At 37.8% G+C, this 17,403-nt stretch carries 21 protein-coding genes; 20 read left to right on the top strand and 1 reads right to left on the bottom strand.

What is annotated here, in order from left to right; all coding sequences use genetic code 11:
* The first annotated feature begins 11 nt into the window (after positions 1-11).
* From recR to rsmI, 15 genes are all read left to right on the top strand, one after another.
* Positions 12-608: a recombination mediator RecR gene (gene recR, locus ACOI1D_RS11240; protein ID WP_422501384.1), complete on the top strand. Its 597-nt coding sequence runs from the start codon at positions 12-14 to the stop codon at positions 606-608.
* A gap of 15 nt (positions 609-623) precedes the next feature.
* Positions 624-839, top strand: coding sequence for a YaaL family protein (locus ACOI1D_RS11235; protein ID WP_422501383.1), 216 nt, complete (start codon positions 624-626; stop codon positions 837-839).
* 75 nt (positions 840-914) lie between these two features.
* Positions 915-1,181, top strand: a complete 267-nt coding sequence (locus ACOI1D_RS11230; RefSeq protein WP_422501382.1) for a pro-sigmaK processing inhibitor BofA family protein — start codon at positions 915-917, stop codon at positions 1,179-1,181.
* A 122-nt stretch (positions 1,182-1,303) separates the two neighbouring features.
* Positions 1,304-1,495, top strand: a complete 192-nt coding sequence (locus ACOI1D_RS11225; protein ID WP_422501381.1) for a sigma factor G inhibitor Gin — start codon at positions 1,304-1,306, stop codon at positions 1,493-1,495.
* A 948-nt stretch (positions 1,496-2,443) separates the two neighbouring features.
* Positions 2,444-3,421, top strand: a complete 978-nt coding sequence (locus tag ACOI1D_RS11220) for a cation diffusion facilitator family transporter (protein WP_422501380.1) — start codon at positions 2,444-2,446, stop codon at positions 3,419-3,421.
* A gap of 35 nt (positions 3,422-3,456) precedes the next feature.
* Complete coding sequence (locus ACOI1D_RS11215) at positions 3,457-4,899, top strand: aminotransferase class I/II-fold pyridoxal phosphate-dependent enzyme (protein WP_422501379.1); 1,443 nt, start codon at positions 3,457-3,459, stop codon at positions 4,897-4,899.
* Positions 4,896-5,531: a dTMP kinase gene (gene tmk, locus ACOI1D_RS11210; protein WP_422501378.1), complete on the top strand. Its 636-nt coding sequence runs from the start codon at positions 4,896-4,898 to the stop codon at positions 5,529-5,531. The genes ACOI1D_RS11215 and tmk overlap by 4 nt, the downstream gene beginning before the upstream one ends.
* Positions 5,532-5,613: 82 nt before the next feature.
* The gene (locus tag ACOI1D_RS11205) at positions 5,614-5,943 is read left to right on the top strand and encodes a cyclic-di-AMP receptor (protein WP_422501377.1); all 330 of its coding nucleotides are present in this window, start codon (positions 5,614-5,616) and stop codon (positions 5,941-5,943) included.
* An 89-nt stretch (positions 5,944-6,032) separates the two neighbouring features.
* Complete coding sequence (locus tag ACOI1D_RS11200) at positions 6,033-6,473, top strand: YaaR family protein (RefSeq protein ID WP_422501376.1); 441 nt, start codon at positions 6,033-6,035, stop codon at positions 6,471-6,473.
* Positions 6,474-6,484: 11 nt separating this feature from the next.
* Positions 6,485-7,471, top strand: a complete 987-nt coding sequence (gene holB / locus ACOI1D_RS11195) for a DNA polymerase III subunit delta' (RefSeq protein ID WP_422501375.1) — start codon at positions 6,485-6,487, stop codon at positions 7,469-7,471.
* 5 nt (positions 7,472-7,476) lie between these two features.
* The gene (locus ACOI1D_RS11190; protein ID WP_422501374.1) at positions 7,477-8,304 is read left to right on the top strand and encodes a PSP1 domain-containing protein; all 828 of its coding nucleotides are present in this window, start codon (positions 7,477-7,479) and stop codon (positions 8,302-8,304) included.
* Positions 8,305-8,319: 15 nt separating this feature from the next.
* Entirely contained in the window at positions 8,320-8,670 is a 351-nt protein-coding gene (yabA, locus tag ACOI1D_RS11185) for a DNA replication initiation control protein YabA (RefSeq protein WP_422501373.1), read from the top strand.
* 83 nt (positions 8,671-8,753) lie between these two features.
* A complete protein-coding gene (locus tag ACOI1D_RS11180; RefSeq protein ID WP_422501372.1) occupies positions 8,754-9,497 on the top strand; it encodes a tRNA1(Val) (adenine(37)-N6)-methyltransferase in 744 nt (247 codons plus the stop codon).
* Entirely contained in the window at positions 9,487-9,780 is a 294-nt protein-coding gene (locus ACOI1D_RS11175; protein ID WP_422501371.1) for a GIY-YIG nuclease family protein, read from the top strand. Before ACOI1D_RS11180 ends, ACOI1D_RS11175 begins: the two co-directional genes overlap by 11 nt.
* The gene (gene rsmI / locus ACOI1D_RS11170) at positions 9,758-10,630 is read left to right on the top strand and encodes a 16S rRNA (cytidine(1402)-2'-O)-methyltransferase (protein WP_422501370.1); all 873 of its coding nucleotides are present in this window, start codon (positions 9,758-9,760) and stop codon (positions 10,628-10,630) included. Before ACOI1D_RS11175 ends, rsmI begins: the two co-directional genes overlap by 23 nt.
* Positions 10,631-10,716: 86 nt before the next feature.
* Here the strand turns inward: rsmI and ACOI1D_RS11165 are convergent, their stop codons facing one another.
* Positions 10,717-10,995, bottom strand: a complete 279-nt coding sequence (locus tag ACOI1D_RS11165) for an AbrB/MazE/SpoVT family DNA-binding domain-containing protein (protein WP_422501369.1) — start codon at positions 10,993-10,995, stop codon at positions 10,717-10,719.
* Between the two features lie 280 nt (positions 10,996-11,275).
* On the opposite strand from ACOI1D_RS11165, the gene metG reads away from it, so the two are divergent.
* The 5 genes from metG (at position 11,276) to rsmA (ending at position 17,257) form a co-directional block, all read left to right on the top strand.
* Positions 11,276-13,234 carry a methionine--tRNA ligase gene (metG, locus tag ACOI1D_RS11160; protein WP_422501368.1) on the top strand — a complete coding sequence of 653 codons (1,959 nt, stop codon included), beginning with the start codon at positions 11,276-11,278 and terminating at the stop codon, positions 13,232-13,234.
* Positions 13,235-13,382: 148 nt separating this feature from the next.
* Positions 13,383-14,159, top strand: coding sequence for a TatD family hydrolase (locus ACOI1D_RS11155; RefSeq protein WP_422501367.1), 777 nt, complete (start codon positions 13,383-13,385; stop codon positions 14,157-14,159).
* Positions 14,160-14,518: 359 nt separating this feature from the next.
* A complete protein-coding gene (locus ACOI1D_RS11150) occupies positions 14,519-15,724 on the top strand; it encodes a ubiquitin-like domain-containing protein (protein WP_422501366.1) in 1,206 nt (401 codons plus the stop codon).
* A gap of 107 nt (positions 15,725-15,831) precedes the next feature.
* On the top strand, positions 15,832-16,395 hold the full coding sequence (rnmV, locus tag ACOI1D_RS11145) for a ribonuclease M5 (protein ID WP_422501365.1): 564 nt from the start codon (positions 15,832-15,834) through the stop codon (positions 16,393-16,395).
* Positions 16,385-17,257 carry a 16S rRNA (adenine(1518)-N(6)/adenine(1519)-N(6))-dimethyltransferase RsmA gene (gene rsmA / locus ACOI1D_RS11140; RefSeq protein WP_422501364.1) on the top strand — a complete coding sequence of 291 codons (873 nt, stop codon included), beginning with the start codon at positions 16,385-16,387 and terminating at the stop codon, positions 17,255-17,257. The genes rnmV and rsmA overlap by 11 nt, the downstream gene beginning before the upstream one ends.
* The last annotated feature ends 146 nt before the right edge of the window (positions 17,258-17,403 follow it).

Genomic DNA, 17,403 nt, shown 5'->3' with positions numbered 1-17,403 from the left:
GAGGCACTTTAATGTATTATCCAGAACCAATTGCTAAACTTATTGACAGCTTTACAAAATTGCCAGGGATCGGACCGAAAACTGCAGTCCGTCTGGCTTTTTTTGTTATAAACATGAAGGATGATGATGTGCTTAACTTTGCCAATGCATTAGTAAATGCAAAGCGTGAGCTTACACATTGTACTATTTGTGGTCATATAACAGATCAGGATCCGTGCTCAATTTGTCAGGATACTTCACGTGATGAATCCATTATTTGTGTTGTGCAAGATCCAAAGGACGTTATTGCCATGGAAAAAATGAAAGAATTTAGAGGTAAATACCACGTTCTCCACGGAGCAATTTCACCTATGGATGGTATTGGCCCTGAGGATATAAACGTACCTGATTTACTTAATCGTTTGAAAACAGAAGACGTTGAGGAATTAATTCTAGCTACAAATCCAAACATCGAAGGCGAAGCAACTGCTATGTATATCTCACGTTTGGTCAGGCCGTCCGGCATCCGTACAACACGGATTGCTCACGGATTACCTGTTGGTGGAGACTTGGAATATGCCGACGAGGTAACCTTATCAAAAGCCTTAGAGGGACGAAGAGAATTGTAGAAGTTGGGTGAGAACATGGGAAAAAAATATAAAAAAAAATATGTTGATGAAGAATTGCTCGACACAATTTTTGTTCTGGAAAAAGAATGGAAAAGTATAGAGTCAATTGTTGAACAAAGTATAGAACCAACAGAAACAGCAATATTCAGGGAAAAATTTTCCCAGGCAAAATACCTGTTCTTATTGCGTGAGGCTAGACACCGTAAAATTAGTGCTATCCGTTACGATTAATAAACAATAAATTGGTCTTTTTCCTTGTTTCCTCTCATATGTAGTAAAAAGGGGACAAGGAAGGAGTAGGTTATTTTGACCTCAACAATCGTTATTTCTATAATTGTTGCATTAATTGTATTGGTTTTATTTGTTGGCGCTCCAGCTAAACCAATGCGTTTTGTTGGACAAGGAGTTGTCAAATTAGCAATTGGTGTACTGTTTTTATTTTTCTTGAATGTATTTGGAGGAACAATTGGTCTTCACATACCTATTAATCTTTTTACTACTGCAATCGCTGGATTTTTAGGGATTTTTGGTCTCGCCTCTCTTACTGCCATTCATATTTTTCTTATTGTATAGTGTGTACAGACACATTTTGGTGGTATCCTCATATACTTTACTGTAGAACAGATTCATTGATTAAAAGAATCTATGTATATATTTCGTTAGATTAGGAGAAACTAACTAACGGAGGTGGGGAAATGAAAGCAACCAATGTAAATGAGTGCTGTGGAATTTGTGAGGAAGAGAAAGAAAGAGGAATTCATTTATACACACTTTTTATCTGCTGTGAATGTGAACAGAATATGATTCACACCGAGCCAAGAGAAGAAAAATACAATTATTATCTACAAAAATTAAAAAATATGAATCAACCAAGGTTATATTCATAGATATTGTTAAGCTTTTGCGAAACCGATGCAAAGGCTTTTTTGTTTGCCATTTTTAAATTTCTTCACGTGTTGACGCTACTCACAAAAATTTTTAATTACAATGGTTTTTTTTCACCTAAATTGGTAACCTAATGAGTAGGAAGATGATATTAAGCAAAAATAGGTACATACATGAAAGTTAATAAAAAAAAGGCTACTTTCGTAAATGTTGTCGCTTTTTTTTTTTAGCACCCGCGCTTGATACAAACTGTGATGTAGTGAAAGTTTTTTCGACGCCGTTCCGGCAGAATACTTCGCTTTCCACGGGCACGGCCTCAGTCTCCTCAGAAGCAAAGAACGCTTCTTCCGGGGTCTTCGGACTCGCGCTGTTCCCGTAGGAGTCTTCGTATTCTGCCTTCACTAAGAATCCTATATTTTCACGGGAACTTTTCTCACTTGAACAGAAAGCTAACTAAACTGCGTAAAAATGCGAGACTCCAGTGGGAAAGGAACGAGGCCGCTGAAAAAGCGGTAGATTTTAAAAATTTAACTTTCACTTCAAATTAGCATCTTGAATATACGTAGACTCCTGCGGGAAGTAAGAGATCGACGAGACACCGCAGGACGTTAGTCCGAGGAGGCTCGGCACTCTCCCTAAGGTGCGCGAAGTATATTCGAAGATGCGACGGCAGATCGACACAATTTGTACCATATATAAGTTTTACAGTGGCCTCGAAAGGAACAGTCTGAAGACCCCCGCAGTGAGCGGTAGATAACGCGTGCCGACTAAGACCGTCCTTTGCGGACAACATCGGCATACCCCTTGTCAGGGCAAGGAGGCTGAGGCCGTGCCCGCGGAAAACAACTCTGCGCATACTTCGCAACCTATAGTTTTTATGTCAAACACAACAATTTTTAGAAAACTGCCTTATAAATAAAAGCCTTTAGCATGGATGAAAGGAGTAAAAAATGAAAGAGTTTCTTGGATTACTTAAAAAAGGTAGTAAATCTGCTTTATGGGCGAGCATTATGAATGCAGTTATAGCGATTATAAAAGCTTTTACCTTTTTTATCACAGGTAATGTTGCGATGTTCGCTGAAATGATGCACAGTATTGGTGATATGGCCAATCAATTCTTTGTTTTTATAGGATCAGCTTTAAGCAAAAAGGCACCAACAGATCGTTTTCCAGGCGGGTTTGCAAGACTGGTGAATTTGGTATTACTTGGTGCTGTTCTAGTGGTTGGTATTTTAGCATACGAAACAATAAAAGAAGGGATTCATCATATTGTTGAACCTTCAGAAACTGGTTCATGGTTCTGGTTAAACATTTCTGTTCTGGGTGTCGCAGCAATACTTGAGTCTTTCGTTCTTTATAAGGCAATGAAAGAGATATTAGAGGAAATGGGAGAAAAAGAAGTTAAAGGGTTCGGTATAGTTACAACAAGCTTCAAAAATGTTGGAAATGCTAAACCAGCAACAAAACTCGTGTTCCTTGAGGATCTGGTTGCTACAGTGGGTGCGTTAATTGCAATGTTAGCCATTGTTATTGGGACATATACCCCATTTCATCAGGCAGAAGGATACGCTTCCGTTATAATTGGTTTAATGCTGTTTTACGTTGTAGGACGTGTCTTTCTTGATAACGCTGCTGGTGTTTTAGGTGTAGCTGATGAAGAAATGGAGAAAAAAATAGGGGAACTTGTTTTTGCAGAACAACACGTAAAAGATATAAAAAAGCTAATGGTTGTTAAAGAGGGCGACGAGTTGCATGTCGAATTAAAAATTGAATTTTCCCCCAATATGACAGTATCTGAAGCTGACGCAGTTCGAGACAAAATTGAAAATAAAATTTTACAGGAAAGAGGAGTCACAGAAGTTGTTATTGAATTCGATGAGGATGACAAGATGCAGAGCTGGAGTAATGATTCAAAAGATAAAAATTGAGGAAGTAATCAAAAGTAAATGGGGCGTTCGTTGAAGTGAAGCAAAGGCAAAGGGAGACACCAATTTATAATAAGTTAGTAAATTTTTCCGGTAAAAAACCAATTTCTTTTCATGTTCCAGGTCATAAAAATGGCACATTGTTCCCTGAGCAGGCTAAGGCTGTTTTTGGTTCTGCTTTATCACTTGATATGACAGAATTGTCGGGATTGGATGACCTGCACGCACCGTTTGGGGTAATTGCAGAAGCGGAGGAACTAGCGTCAGATTACTTTGGATCTGACCATACATTCTTTTTGGTTGGAGGAAGTACCGCTGGCAACTTGGCAATGATTCTGTCTGTTTGTTCGGATGGGGATAAAATAATTGTTCAGCGGAACAGTCATAAATCGGTAATGAATGGATTGGAGTTAGCCGGGGCAAGACCGGTTTTTATTGCTCCTGAATATGATCATACTGTTAACCGTTATACTAGTCCAAGCCTTGATTCTATTAAACAAGCAATCGATTTGAATCCAGATTCAAAGGGAGTCGTTTTGACATATCCTGACTACTTTGGGAAAACATATGATATCAAATCTGTTATCGATTACGCACATGTACATAATATTCCAGTGTTAGTCGATGAAGCTCATGGTGTTCATTTTTCATTAGGAGAACCGTTTCCTAATTCGGCACTGGAATTGGGGGCTGATCTGGTTGTCCAGTCTGCACATAAAATGGCACCAAGCATGACAATGAGTTCCTACTTGCATATGAATACACCTTTAATTTTAAAACAGGATATTTCACATTACCTGCAAATGATTCAATCAAGTAGTCCTTCCTATCCACTTATGGCATCGCTTGATCTTGCGCGATCATTCTTAGCTACCATGAGCCATAATGATATTAAATTGATACTGAAAAGTGTTAGAGACATACGTTCACTGTTTGCTGAAAGTACTCTTTGGGACGTATTACCGATAACTGACCGGGATGATCCTCTGAAAATAACATTACAAACAAAGCCAGGTTTGTCTGGGCTCGATGTAGCACATGCGTTTGAGGAAAAAGGGATTTATCCTGAGCTTGCAACATACAATCAGATTCTGTTTATACACGGACTTGCTGTTTTTGATGGGAAACGACATTTAGGCAATTCGATAAAAATAGTGACAGAACAATTAAAAATAATGGATAAGCATGCTACAATAGAGATAACAAAGGTTTTTCCAAATTCTATAGAGGAATTGGCAATGGGCTATAAGTTAATGAAGAAACAAACACCTTATCTCCAATCACTTAACGAAGCAATTGGAGAGATTGCCGCCGATTCTGTTATTCCATATCCGCCAGGCATTCCCATTATTTTGAAGGGGGAGCGGATTACAGCCAATCACATAGGTTTAGTTAAGGACCTTTTGCAACAGGGTGCCAGGATGCAAAACAAGGATATTGATAAATGTATTTATATATATAAAGGGGATTACACGTTGTGAGCGGATATTTTATTACGCTTGAAGGTGGGGAAGGTGCTGGTAAAACAACTATTCTCCCATTGATTGAGCAAGCACTTACAGATAAGGGCTATGAAGTTTTAGTAACTCGTGAACCAGGCGGGATTGAAATAGCTGAAAAAATCAGACATATTATTCTCGATCCGCACCATACAGCAATGGATTCCCGGACTGAGGCATTATTATATGCGGCATCAAGAAGACAGCATTTAATGGAAAAAGTTTTACCTGCGTTAGAACAGGATAAGGTAGTTTTATGTGACCGATTTATTGATAGCAGTTTAGCTTATCAAGGTTATGCCAGGGGTCTTGGTATGGACGAAGTATTGACAGTAAACCAATTTGCTATTCAAAATTGTATGCCAGATTTAACTTTATTTTTTGATATCGAACCAAAAAAGGGATTGGCACGTATAATAGCGAATAAAGATAGAGAAAAGAATCGTTTAGACTTAGAGGATTTGCATTTTCATGAATTGGTATATGAGGCTTATCATTTACTTGTTAAGAAATCCCCTGCACGTATCAAAACCATTGCTGCAGATCAGTCAATGGAACAGGTTAAATTAGCAGCGTTAGAACAAATTAACCGTTTTATTAGTAGTAAGAGTTGATTAAGAAAGAAAAACAAAGCTTGTCGCATTAATACTTGGTGAACAGCCAAGTCTAAATAATTTTAAAAGGGAGAGTTTCATGATGAAGCTTGTCATTGCAGTTGTCCAGGATAAGGATTCCAATAGGCTGGTTGATGCTTTAGGTGATGAAAACTTTAAAACCACTAAACTTGCAACAACTGGTGGCTTTTTAAAAGAAGGAAATACGACTCTTATGATCGGTTGCCAAGATGAATATTTGGATGAAGCGCTAGATATTATCCGAGAAAATTGCTCGCAGCGGGAACAGATGGTTGCACCCATCTCACCTATGGGGGGGAATGCAGATTCGTATATTCCAAAACCAGTACAGGTTGAAGTCGGTGGAGCAACAGTATTTGTGTTACCAATAGAATCATTTTTCCAATTTTAATAGGTGACTGTTTACCAAGCGGGCATAGTGGTTGCCCGCGAATGACGATGGACAAGCGTTGAAAATTTCATGTTAAAAGGGGCTAATATATGAAAATTAGTCAAGATATCCGTTCACAATTAGAAGCAACGAATAAACAAGCGAGATCAACATTTGATGGAAAGCAAAACTTCAATGGACTAGTACAAACCCAATCACATAAAATGAAGGCACAAGAGCTCCAGTTTTTAATGAAGGGCATTACCGTTCAGGGTGAAAAACTCGCAAGATACCGTTCGTTTAAGGATCTTGTGAAATTCAAGCGAATGGTCAAAGATTTTCTTCAGGAAACGGTATACAACGGACTGGATTTAAAGCAAACGCATAGCTTTGGATTAGACAGTCGTAACCAAAAGCTTTCAATTGTGAAAGAAATAGATGAGAAACTAATTGAATTAACGGAAGAATTAATGAACCAGGAAAAGAAAAACGTTGATTTACTCGGTCTAATTGGAGAAATTAAAGGATTGTTAGTTAATTTGTACACGTAAGGATGGAAGTCATGAAAACATGGTCTCAGATTGCAGCCATTCAACCCTTAACAAGTAAAATTATGGTAAACAGTATACAGAAAGATCGCATTTCCCATGCATACTTGATTCATGGGGAACGAGGTACAGGCAAGGTAGAAATTGCAAGGTTACTTGCAAAGGTATTATTTTGTAAAAATCGAATTGATGAGGACCCGTGTAATAACTGCCTTACATGCAAGCGAATTGATTCTGGTAACCACCCAGATGTTCATTGGATTGAACCTGATGGACTATCCATTAAAAAAGAACAAATAGATGATTTACAGAAAGAGTTCAAGTATAGTGGGGTTGAGTCAGCGAGAAAAGTGTATATAATAAAAGATGCAGATACATTAACAACAAATGCTGCCAATCGTATATTGAAATTCCTGGAGGAACCAAATTTAGAAACAACTGCCATAATGCTAACAGAAAACAGCCAATCCATTCTATCTACTATACGATCCCGCTGTCAGTTACTTGACCTGCAGCCACTAAATCCAGAGCAATTTCAAAAACAATTACTAAATGCAGGCGTTGCCGAGAGTAATGCAGCACTGCTGGGAGCACTAACTAATAATTTAAACGAAGCGATTGAGCTAAATGGTAATGAGTGGTTTGCACAGGCTAGAAAATTAGTGGTACAATTGGTAGAAATGTTTATCGTAAAACCTGAAGAAGTATATTTATATATTCATAATCAATGGTTAGCCCACTTCAAAGAGAGAAATCAGCTTGAACAAGGATTAGATTTGCTGCTATTAGCCTTCAAAGATATTATCTATTTCCATATTGAATACGAAGAGCTAGTCATGTACCGCAAACAGGACGCAAATTTGGAACAAGCAGCTTTATATTTTTCGCAGGAAAGGGCTTTATCTATCTTACAACTTATTCTTCAGGCGAAGCGAAAATTGAAGCAAAATGTTCATCCTACACTAGTGATAGAACAGCTTACACTTCATATACAGAGGTGAATTAAATGATTGAAGTTATTGGTGTCCGTTTTAAAAAAGCGGGTAAAATATATTATTTCGATCCTGGAGATCATAACATTACCTTAGATGGATATGTTATTGTTGAAACGGTTCGAGGTATAGAGTTTGGTAAAGTTGTCATCGCAAGTAAACAAGTAGACGTTGAGGATGTTGTATTGCCACTTAAACGTGTACTTCGCTTGGCAGATGAGAAAGATAAAATGACGGTTGCAGAAAATCATCAGCTCTCAGAAAAGGCACTAAGAACCTGTTCTGAAAAAATAACCGAACATAAACTAGATATGAAACTAGTAGAGGTAGAGTATACCTTTGACCGTAATAAAATAATTTTTTATTTTACGGCAGATGGAAGAGTTGATTTTCGCAACTTAGTAAAGGATTTGGCTGCTTTATTTAAGACAAGAATAGAGCTTAGGCAGATCGGAGTTAGAGACGAGGCAAAAATGTTGGGAGGAATCGGTCCTTGTGGTCGTATGCTTTGCTGTTCAACATTCTTAGGGGATTTTGAGCCAGTTTCTATTAAAATGGCAAAAGATCAAAACTTATCTTTAAATCCAGCAAAAATTTCTGGTTTGTGTGGTCGTTTAATGTGTTGCTTGAAATATGAGAATGACGATTACGAGACAGCAAAACGTACCTTACCGGATTATGGGGAAAAGGTGATTACTCCATTCGGTAAAGGAAAAGTGGTTGGTATGAACATCCTAGAACGTGTCGTTCAAATTGAAATTCCTGAAAAAGAACGTGTAATTGAATACACGTTAGATGAATTGGTCGATGAAGGAATAATAAAAGCGCAAGCCACAGAATAGTGGGGTGTAGAAGGCGTGAAGAAACGAGAAGTGTTTGATCAAGTATCAGATATGGAAAAGCGAATAGGTGAGCTATATGAGCAACTGGGTGATTTAAAAGATCATTTGGGTAAAATGCTTGAGGAGAACAATAGACTTGCCATGGAAAACCACCATCTACGCAATCGCTTAGACGGTGGCGAAAAGCAAGATGAAAATACAGATAATGACCATAGTCATGCTGAGAGTGAAATTCCTGGTGAAGGGTATGATAACTTAGCAAGGTTATATGAAGAAGGTTTCCACATTTGTAACGTTCATTTTGGTAGTCCAAGGCAGGATGAAGATTGTCTGTTTTGTTTATTGTTCTTAAACAAAAATAAATAAATTAGTGATCAGCTGTCTCGTTGTCTTTGCCTAAGACAAACGAGACAGCTTTTCTTACATAGGAAGAGAAAGGGTTTAATAAAATGGTACAATTATTTGATGACGAGCGGATAGATTACTTATTAAAAGAGGACGATATGCAAATTATTCAAAGTCCAACAGTTTTCTCTTTTTCTCTTGACGCTGTCCTACTTGCGCATTTTACCTATGTCCCAATTAAAAAGGGTCAAATATTAGATTTATGTAGTGGCAATGGTGTTATTCCGCTCCTTTTAACAAGACGATCACGTGCCCAGATAACTGGGGTGGAAATACAGAAGCGTTTGCATGATATGGCAACCAGAAGCCTAGATTTAAATGAGTTAAATGAGCAAATAACAATGATACATGGTGATCTAACCAATATGAAGGATGAATTGAGGCATAGTTCGTTTGATGTCGTGACGTGTAACCCACCTTATTTTAAAACACCAGCAAAGAATGAACAAAACAAAAACGATTTTTTAACAATTGCACGTCACGAAGTGTTTTGTTCCTTAGAAGATGTTGTGAAGGCATGCAAGTTGCATGTACGACCTGGCGGCAAGGTATCAATGGTTCACAGACCGGGTAGACTTGTTGATATTCTTAGTTTATTCCGTGCATACAAGCTCGAACCAAAACGAATCCGACTGGTTTATCCAAAAATGGGTCGCGAAGCAAATATGCTACTAATTGAAGGGATTCGGGATGGAAAAGCGGACCTAACCATATTGCCACCCTTATACATCTATGATGAAGATAATACTTATACAGCAGAGGCGAAGGAAATTATACATGGAAGATAATAAACATATCGTTTATATTTTAAAATGTAAGGACTCTACGCTTTATACAGGTTATACAAATGATTTAACAAATCGCTTACATATGCACGAATGTGGAAAAGGCGCCAAATACACACGGGGCCGGGGGCCATTTAGTGTAGAATACATCGAAAAGTTTTCAACAAAAGAAGAAGCGTTAAAAAAGGAATATGCGATTAAGCAATTAAAAAGAAATGAAAAACAGCACTTAATTTTATCGAACAAACTTGAGGTGGGACAAAATGAATACGCAAAAGAGCTTTGAATCAACTGATAAGGGGACTGTTTATATTGTTCCTACACCAATCGGTAATTTAGAAGATATAACTTACCGTGCATTAAAGGTGTTACAAGAGGTTTCCTTAATAGCAGCGGAAGACACACGTAATACCAAAAGATTACTTAATCATTTTGATATCTCAACCTCGCTCATCAGCTACCATGAGCACAACCAGGAATCACGTGGACATCAGTTACTAGCGAGGTTAGAAAATGGGGAGTCAATTGCATTCGTAAGTGATGCAGGTATGCCTGGCATTTCTGATCCAGGGTACGGAATGGTCCAATCAGCTATTGAAGCAACAATACCAGTAGTTGTTCTCCCAGGGGCTAATGCTGCATTGTGTGCACTTATAGGATCTGGTTTACCAACGACTGAATTTTTGTTTTATGGTTTTTTACCCAGAAAGAAAAAGGATAGACTAGTCGAATTGGAACGGATGAAAGTAATGCAGTCAACCCTATTATTTTACGAGTCTCCCCATCGATTAAAGGAAACTGTGTCCGCCATTTACGAGCAGTTTGGTGACCGAAAACTTACGCTTGCAAGAGAACTAACGAAGCGGTTTGAAGAATATATACGGGGAACCGCATCAGAGGTACTAGGTTGGATTGAAGCGACGGAATTAAGAGGAGAATTTTGTATAGTTGTTGAAGGTAGTAAAGAAAGTATAACTTCACAAGATGCCCTCTGGTGGAGTCATTTATCAGTAGTGGAACATGTGAAACATTATATAGAAGAGAGTTTATCGAGTAAAGAAGCGATAAAGCAAGTTGCTCTTGATCGGAAAATGGCTAAGCGTGAAGTATACCAAACATATCATATTAATGGTTAATGGATGAAAACAGAAGGAGAACCATGACTTGCCACTATTTCAGTAGACAACTCACAGTTCTTCTTTTGGTAGTATAATCGACATATTTAGACATTGAATTTAGATTGCAGTTCTTTGATTAGTTGTTTCGCTCCATCGGGACTAAGTGTTAGTTTTCCACTTGCCAACGATAGGTTTTCATTGGAGGCTTCACCAGTAATATGACATGTCATATTAGGTTTGTATTTGTTAAGAATAATTTTGTCATTATCAACATAGATTTCCAACGAGTCTTTTTCGTGAATATCAAGCGTTCGTCTTAGCTCAATCGGGATGACAATTCGGCCGAGTTCATCAACTTTACGGACAATTCCAGTAGACTTCATTCAGTTTTCCCCCAGGTAAAAGACGTAAATTCGTCAAGATTCGACATGTTTCTAAAAATATAGTACCAACGATTTCCACTTATGTCAATTTGTATTTGCTTAAAATATTGACAAATTAGAAAGTTTTATCAATAAGGTAATTTAGTTGTTTAATGTCGTTTTTAAGAATATTTGTCGAACCGATTATATGATAATGGAAATTTTATGATAAAATCGCTACAATAGTATTAGTTTTCATATCCAATCTTGTCAATAGCGGTTGGAAAAAGGAGGTAGTTTCATGGTGAATGATAAAAAAACATTCTATATTACAACACCGATCTATTACCCAAGTGGTAAATTACATATTGGCCATGCCTATTCAACGGTAGCTGGCGATGCAATAGCAAGGTATAAGCGGATGCGTGGGTTTGATGTAATGTATCTAACCGGGACAGATGAACACGGACAAAAGATCCAGCGTAAGGCGGAGGAAAAAGGTGTATCTCCACAAGATTATGTTGATGAAATAGTTGAGGGGATTCAGGGTCTTTGGAAAAAGCTTAAAGTAACGAATGATGATTTTATTCGCACAACTGAAGTACGCCATAAAAAGGTCGTTGAAAAAATATTTACCCAACTGCTTGAACAAGGTGATATATATTTAGATCAATACGAGGGCTGGTATTGTACATCAGACGAGTCATTCTTCACAGAACGTCAATTAGAAGACGGGCACTGCCCTGATTGCGGTGGACAAGTTGAGAAAGTGAAAGAAGAATCGTATTTCTTCAAAATGAGTAAATATGTCGATCGATTGGTCAAACATTATGATGAAAACCCAGGATTTATCCAACCGGAAAGTCGAAAGAACGAAATGCTCAATAACTTTATCAAGCCAGGACTTGAAGATTTAGCAGTATCACGTACATCGTTTGATTGGGGTGTAAAGGTTCCGAGTGATCCAAAGCATGTTATTTATGTATGGATTGATGCATTGAGCAACTATATCACTGCTCTTGGGTATGATACGGATGACGACGGTAAGTTCCAAAACTATTGGCCTGCAGACGTCCACCTAATGAGTAAGGAAATTGTGCGTTTCCATACGATTTACTGGCCAATCATGTTGATGGCACTAGATTTACCGCTACCAAAAAAGGTTTTTGCACATGGTTGGATCCTGATGAAGGATGGAAAGATGTCAAAATCAAAAGGTAATGTAGTTGATCCAATTCAGCTAGTAGATCGTTATGGCCTTGACGCAGTTCGTTATTACTTGTTAAGAGAAGTGCCATTTGGGTCGGACGGTGTGTTCACACCAGAAGGATTCGTGCACCGTACCAACTATGATCTTGCTAACGACTTAGGTAATTTACTTAACCGCACGGTAGCAATGATTGATAAATACTTTGACGGTCAGGTTCCAGCTTACAGGAAATCTGAAACAGAGATAGATGCAAGTCTGGAAAAGACTGTAACAGAAACCATAAATCAGGTAGAAGAATCCCTTGAAAACATGCAGTTCTCTGTCGTACTTTCAGAAATATGGAAACTTGTAAGTCGCACCAATAAATACATTGATGAGACGGAGCCTTGGGTCTTAGCGAAGGACGATAGCAAAAAAGAACGTCTAGGCAATGTAATGGCTCATTTAACAGATTCTCTTCGTATCATTGGTGTTATGTTACAACCGTTTTTGACAGAATCACCTAATGAGATCTTTCGTCAGATTGGCATCACAGATGAAAAATATAAAGAATGGGAAAGTATATATACACTTGGACAGATTAAAGAAGGAACACGCGTCATTAAAGGTGAACCAATCTTTCCTCGGTTAGATGTTGAAGAAGAAGTCCAGACAATAAAAGCAATGATGCAAAACCCGGCAACACCTAAAGAAGAACCAGCGGCAACTGAGACTGAGGCAAAAGATTTAATTGCTTATGAAGACTTCATGAAACTCGATTTGCGTGTAGCAGAGGTAATAAAAGCTGAGAAAATGAAAAAGGCCGATAAGTTATTGAAACTGCAACTCGATTTAGGTCAAGAAAAACGACAAGTAGTTTCTGGTCTTGCTGAGCACTATAGCCCAGAATCACTAGTTGGGAAAAAGGTTATTTGCATCACTAATTTAAAGCCAGTTAAATTACGTGGTGAAATGTCTGAAGGTATGATCTTATCTGGAGAAGATGCTGACGGAAAGCTGTCACTTGCAACAGTTGAACAATCCTTACCAAATGGTTCGGTAGTAAAATAAAACGTAAGGTCTGGCTTCTTGACAATGGGGAGCCAGACCTTTATTTGCAGGTAAGAAGTATAAATACTTTCTTACTGCATAATGCAACTAAGGCTTTCGCCATTCAGACTTGGCGATAAGCAAAGTTTTTCTAATAAGGAGTGATTATGTGCTTTTTGATACACATGTACATTTAAATGCTAGACAATTTGAAGAGGATAGAGATGAAGTGATAAAACGCGCTTTTGAGGCAGGTGTTACACATATGGTGGTTGTTGGGTTTGACAGGGAGACCATACCACTTGCGATACAGATAGCAGAACAATACGATACAATATATGCTGCTGTAGGCTGGCATCCAGTTGATGCAATCGATATGACACCAGAAGATTTAGCTTGGATTGAAGAACTTTCTGCTCATCCCAAAGTCGTTGCAATTGGCGAAATGGGATTGGATTATCACTGGGATAAGTCACCTAAGGATGTGCAAAAGGACGTATTTAGGAAACAAATTAGACTTGCAAAAAAGATCGACATGCCAATTATCATTCATAACCGTGAGGCAACTGAGGACATTATTGCTATTTTGCAGGAGGAAAACGCTAAAGAAGTTGGCGGTATCATGCATTGTTATAACGATACTGTCGATTACGTGCAGGAATGTTTAGACATGAATTTTTATATTTCTCTCGGCGGTCCAGTAACATTTAAAAATGCTTCTGATCCAAAGGAGGTAGCCGTTAAAGTTCCATTAAATCGGTTACTTGTAGAAACAGATGCACCTTTTCTTGCTCCACATCCAAATCGTGGGAAGCGAAATGAACCAAGTTATGTAACGCTGGTCGCCGAAAAAATAGCAGAATTACGAGAGATTACTGTTGAAGAGTTAAGTGAGAACACTACTAAAAATGCTAGGGAATTTTTCAGGTTGGATAAAAAGTTGTAATAAAACAAGCATTTTATACCTATGATGAAGAGACGGGGTTACTAACCTGTCTCTTTTTTAGTGGGTAAGAAAGTGTAAATTCTTTCTTACTGCATAAATGCAACTAAGTCACTCGCCATAAAGGATTGGCGAATGCCAGGTTTTTTAAGCGTGGCTGAGGAAAATAGGAGGGGAAATAACAGTTACAGGAGAGAATCGGCTGATATACGTAAACCGTTGCCATACTTGGTTCATAGGGGTATAAAAATTACAGGGTTATTATTTGTAACCTAATTGTAAAGAAACCGTAACCCTATATGCTTTGACTAAACATATAACTGTTTATATAATCAAAGTCGATACAAAGGGAGGCAAGAAGCATGAAGATTATTTCAAAGCTATTGCCGGCATCTAAAATGAAGCTGGTTATTTCAAGTATTGGTGTTCTAGCACTTGTTATTTTTTCTGTAATGGTAGTAACACTAGCTACACAGGCAGAGGTAGTCGTGATGAACGACGGTGAAAAAGAAACAATAAAGACACATGCAAATACAGTTGATGAACTGCTTAACGAAGTAGATATTGTAGTAGGAGAACATGATGCAATTTCACATACAGGCGACACACAAATAAAAGATGACATGAAAATTACATACAATCAGGCAACTAAGGTAATGGTTCAAGTTGATGGGAAAGATAAAGAGTTTTATACATTTGCAGAAACTATTGGTGACTTTCTAGCAGAAAATAAATTATCATTATCTGATCACGATAAGCTGTCACATAAACCAGCTAGTAAGATTGTTGAGGGACTCGAACTCACAATTGATAAAGCGTTCCAGGTAGCAGTAAACGTTGGCGGTAAAGAAAAAAAGCTATGGGCAACAGGTGGAACAGTTGGAGAATTATTGAATTCAAATGACATTGCAGTAAACGACTTAGATAAGATGAACGTAAAAAAGAAAGATCAAGTTACGAAAGACACAGCAATTACTATTATTCAAGTTGAAAAGTCAGAAGTTCAAGTTGAGGAAGCGGTGGCTTTTGAAACTAAGGAAAAGAAAGATAGTTCACTTTATAAAGGTAAAGATCGTGTGGTTTCAGAAGGCAAAGAAGGAACTGTTCTTAAAACTTATGAAGTAGTTAAAGAAAATGGAAAAGAAGTTAGTAGAAAGTTAATTGAAGAAGAAGTTAAGGAAGAAAGTAAGGCACGGGTTATTGCGATTGGAACAAAGGTAAAGGCACAACCGAAAACAGAACTTGTAACACTATCCAAAAAAGATAACAATTCAGGCGGAAAGGTGTTATATATGTCTGCTAGTGCTTATACTGCAAACTGTGCAGGGTGCTCAGGTATAACCGCAACTGGGATCAACTTAAACGCTAATCCATATGCTAAAGTAATTGCGGTTGACACGAGTGTAATCCCTATGGGGTCACGCGTATATATTGAAGGCTATGGTGAATATGTAGCAGCGGATACCGGTGGAAGTATCAATGGTAATCGTATTGATATACATTTCCCATCTAAAAGTGCAGCCTATGCATTTGGGCGCCGTACCGTTAAAGTTACCATTTTAGATTAATACATGATATAAATGCTCCTACCATGATAAAATGGTAGGAGCATTTATTATTTTGACAGGAAAATCCCGATTGTTTTAAAAGGAAGCTGTGGAATGAGGAATTTACATTGAGAATTAAAGAAGTTATCGTTGTTGAGGGAAGAGACGATACGGTAAAAATTCATTTGGCCGTCGATGCTGACACAATCGAAACGAATGGGTCAGCAGTTAATAAAGATACACTACAGCAAATTCAACATGCACAAACAAAACGTGGTGTAATTGTATTTACTGATCCCGATTATCCTGGCCAACGAATTCGCGCTATTATTAATGAGCATGTACCTGGATGTAAGCATGCTTTTTTGAAAAAAGATGAAGCTCGAGCTAAAAATAACAAAGGAATTGGTATAGAACATGCATCTGTTCAATCGATTCAAAAAGCACTACAGGACGTTTACGAATTAAACGAATTGTATGAAACAGATATCACTAAGAGTGATTTAATTCAATTTGGTTTAATCGGCGGCCCTAGAGCAAGCTATAGAAGAAATAGACTAAATCAGTTTTTACAAATAGGGCATACAAATGGGAAACAATTACTTAAACGCTTAACGATGTTTCAAATTACACATAAACAATTTGAAGAAGCAATTAAGCATATTATTCAGGAGGAAAATAATGACCACTAAATTTATAGCTACACCCACCGGAACAAAAGCAATCTTAGCAAAGTATAAGTTTTTCTTTAAAAAAAGTTTGGGACAAAATTTCATTATTGATGCTAACGTGCTCGAAAACATAATAAGTCACACTGGAATAAATAAGGATTCTGGTGTAATAGAAATAGGACCAGGTATCGGAGGTCTGACTGAACAGCTGGCGATTCACTCAAATAAAGTTCTTGCAATGGAGATTGACCAAAGGCTGATTCCTATCCTGGGTGACACGTTGAGTGAATACGGGAACATTGAGGTCATACATCAGGATATACTAGAGGCGAATGTTATTGCGTTATTAAAACATCATTTTGAAGACAATCAGGTTGTACACATTGTCGCAAACTTACCATACTATATTACAACACCAATTTTAACAAAGCTGTTACAGGAAAAGTTACCTGTAGAAAGTATCACGGTTATGATTCAAAAAGAGGTAGCGGAACGAATGGCTGCAAAACCAAGTACAAAAAGCTATGGCTCTTTAACGATCGCTATTCAGTACTACACAGTGGCCGAAGTAGTGATGCAAGTCCCTAAGCAAGTGTTTATGCCACAGCCAAATGTCGATTCGGCAGTATTAAAATTAACAATTAGAGATACCCCACCTGTTAATGTTGATGATGAAGATTATTTCTTTTCTTTGGTACAAGCCTGTTTTAGTCAAAGAAGGAAAACTCTAAGAAATAATTTAACAAACTATTTTAGTGAAAAATATGATAAAGAAACGATATCAGCAATGTTGGAGGAATTCGAAATTGATGGAATGAGACGTGGCGAATCGTTATCAATGGAAGAGTTTGCGAAATTAGCTAACTCCTTTTATCGTGCATAGATCATGATTGTTTCCTGTCGATTATGAGTGACCGACTATAGTACTATTAAACCCTTCGCATCTTGTTTTCTTGCACACTCACAGCCTTTATACATAAGTTATGGTATATATGAAAGCTTTCAGTACAGAAGGCTGTGAGGTGGCAT

It is taken from the genome of Virgibacillus sp. DJP39, from assembly GCF_049310925.1.
GTDB lineage: Bacteria > Bacillota > Bacilli > Bacillales > Amphibacillaceae > Virgibacillus_F.
Note: the sequence above shows the minus strand (reverse complement) of the source record. Positions and strands in the feature narration are given on the sequence as shown.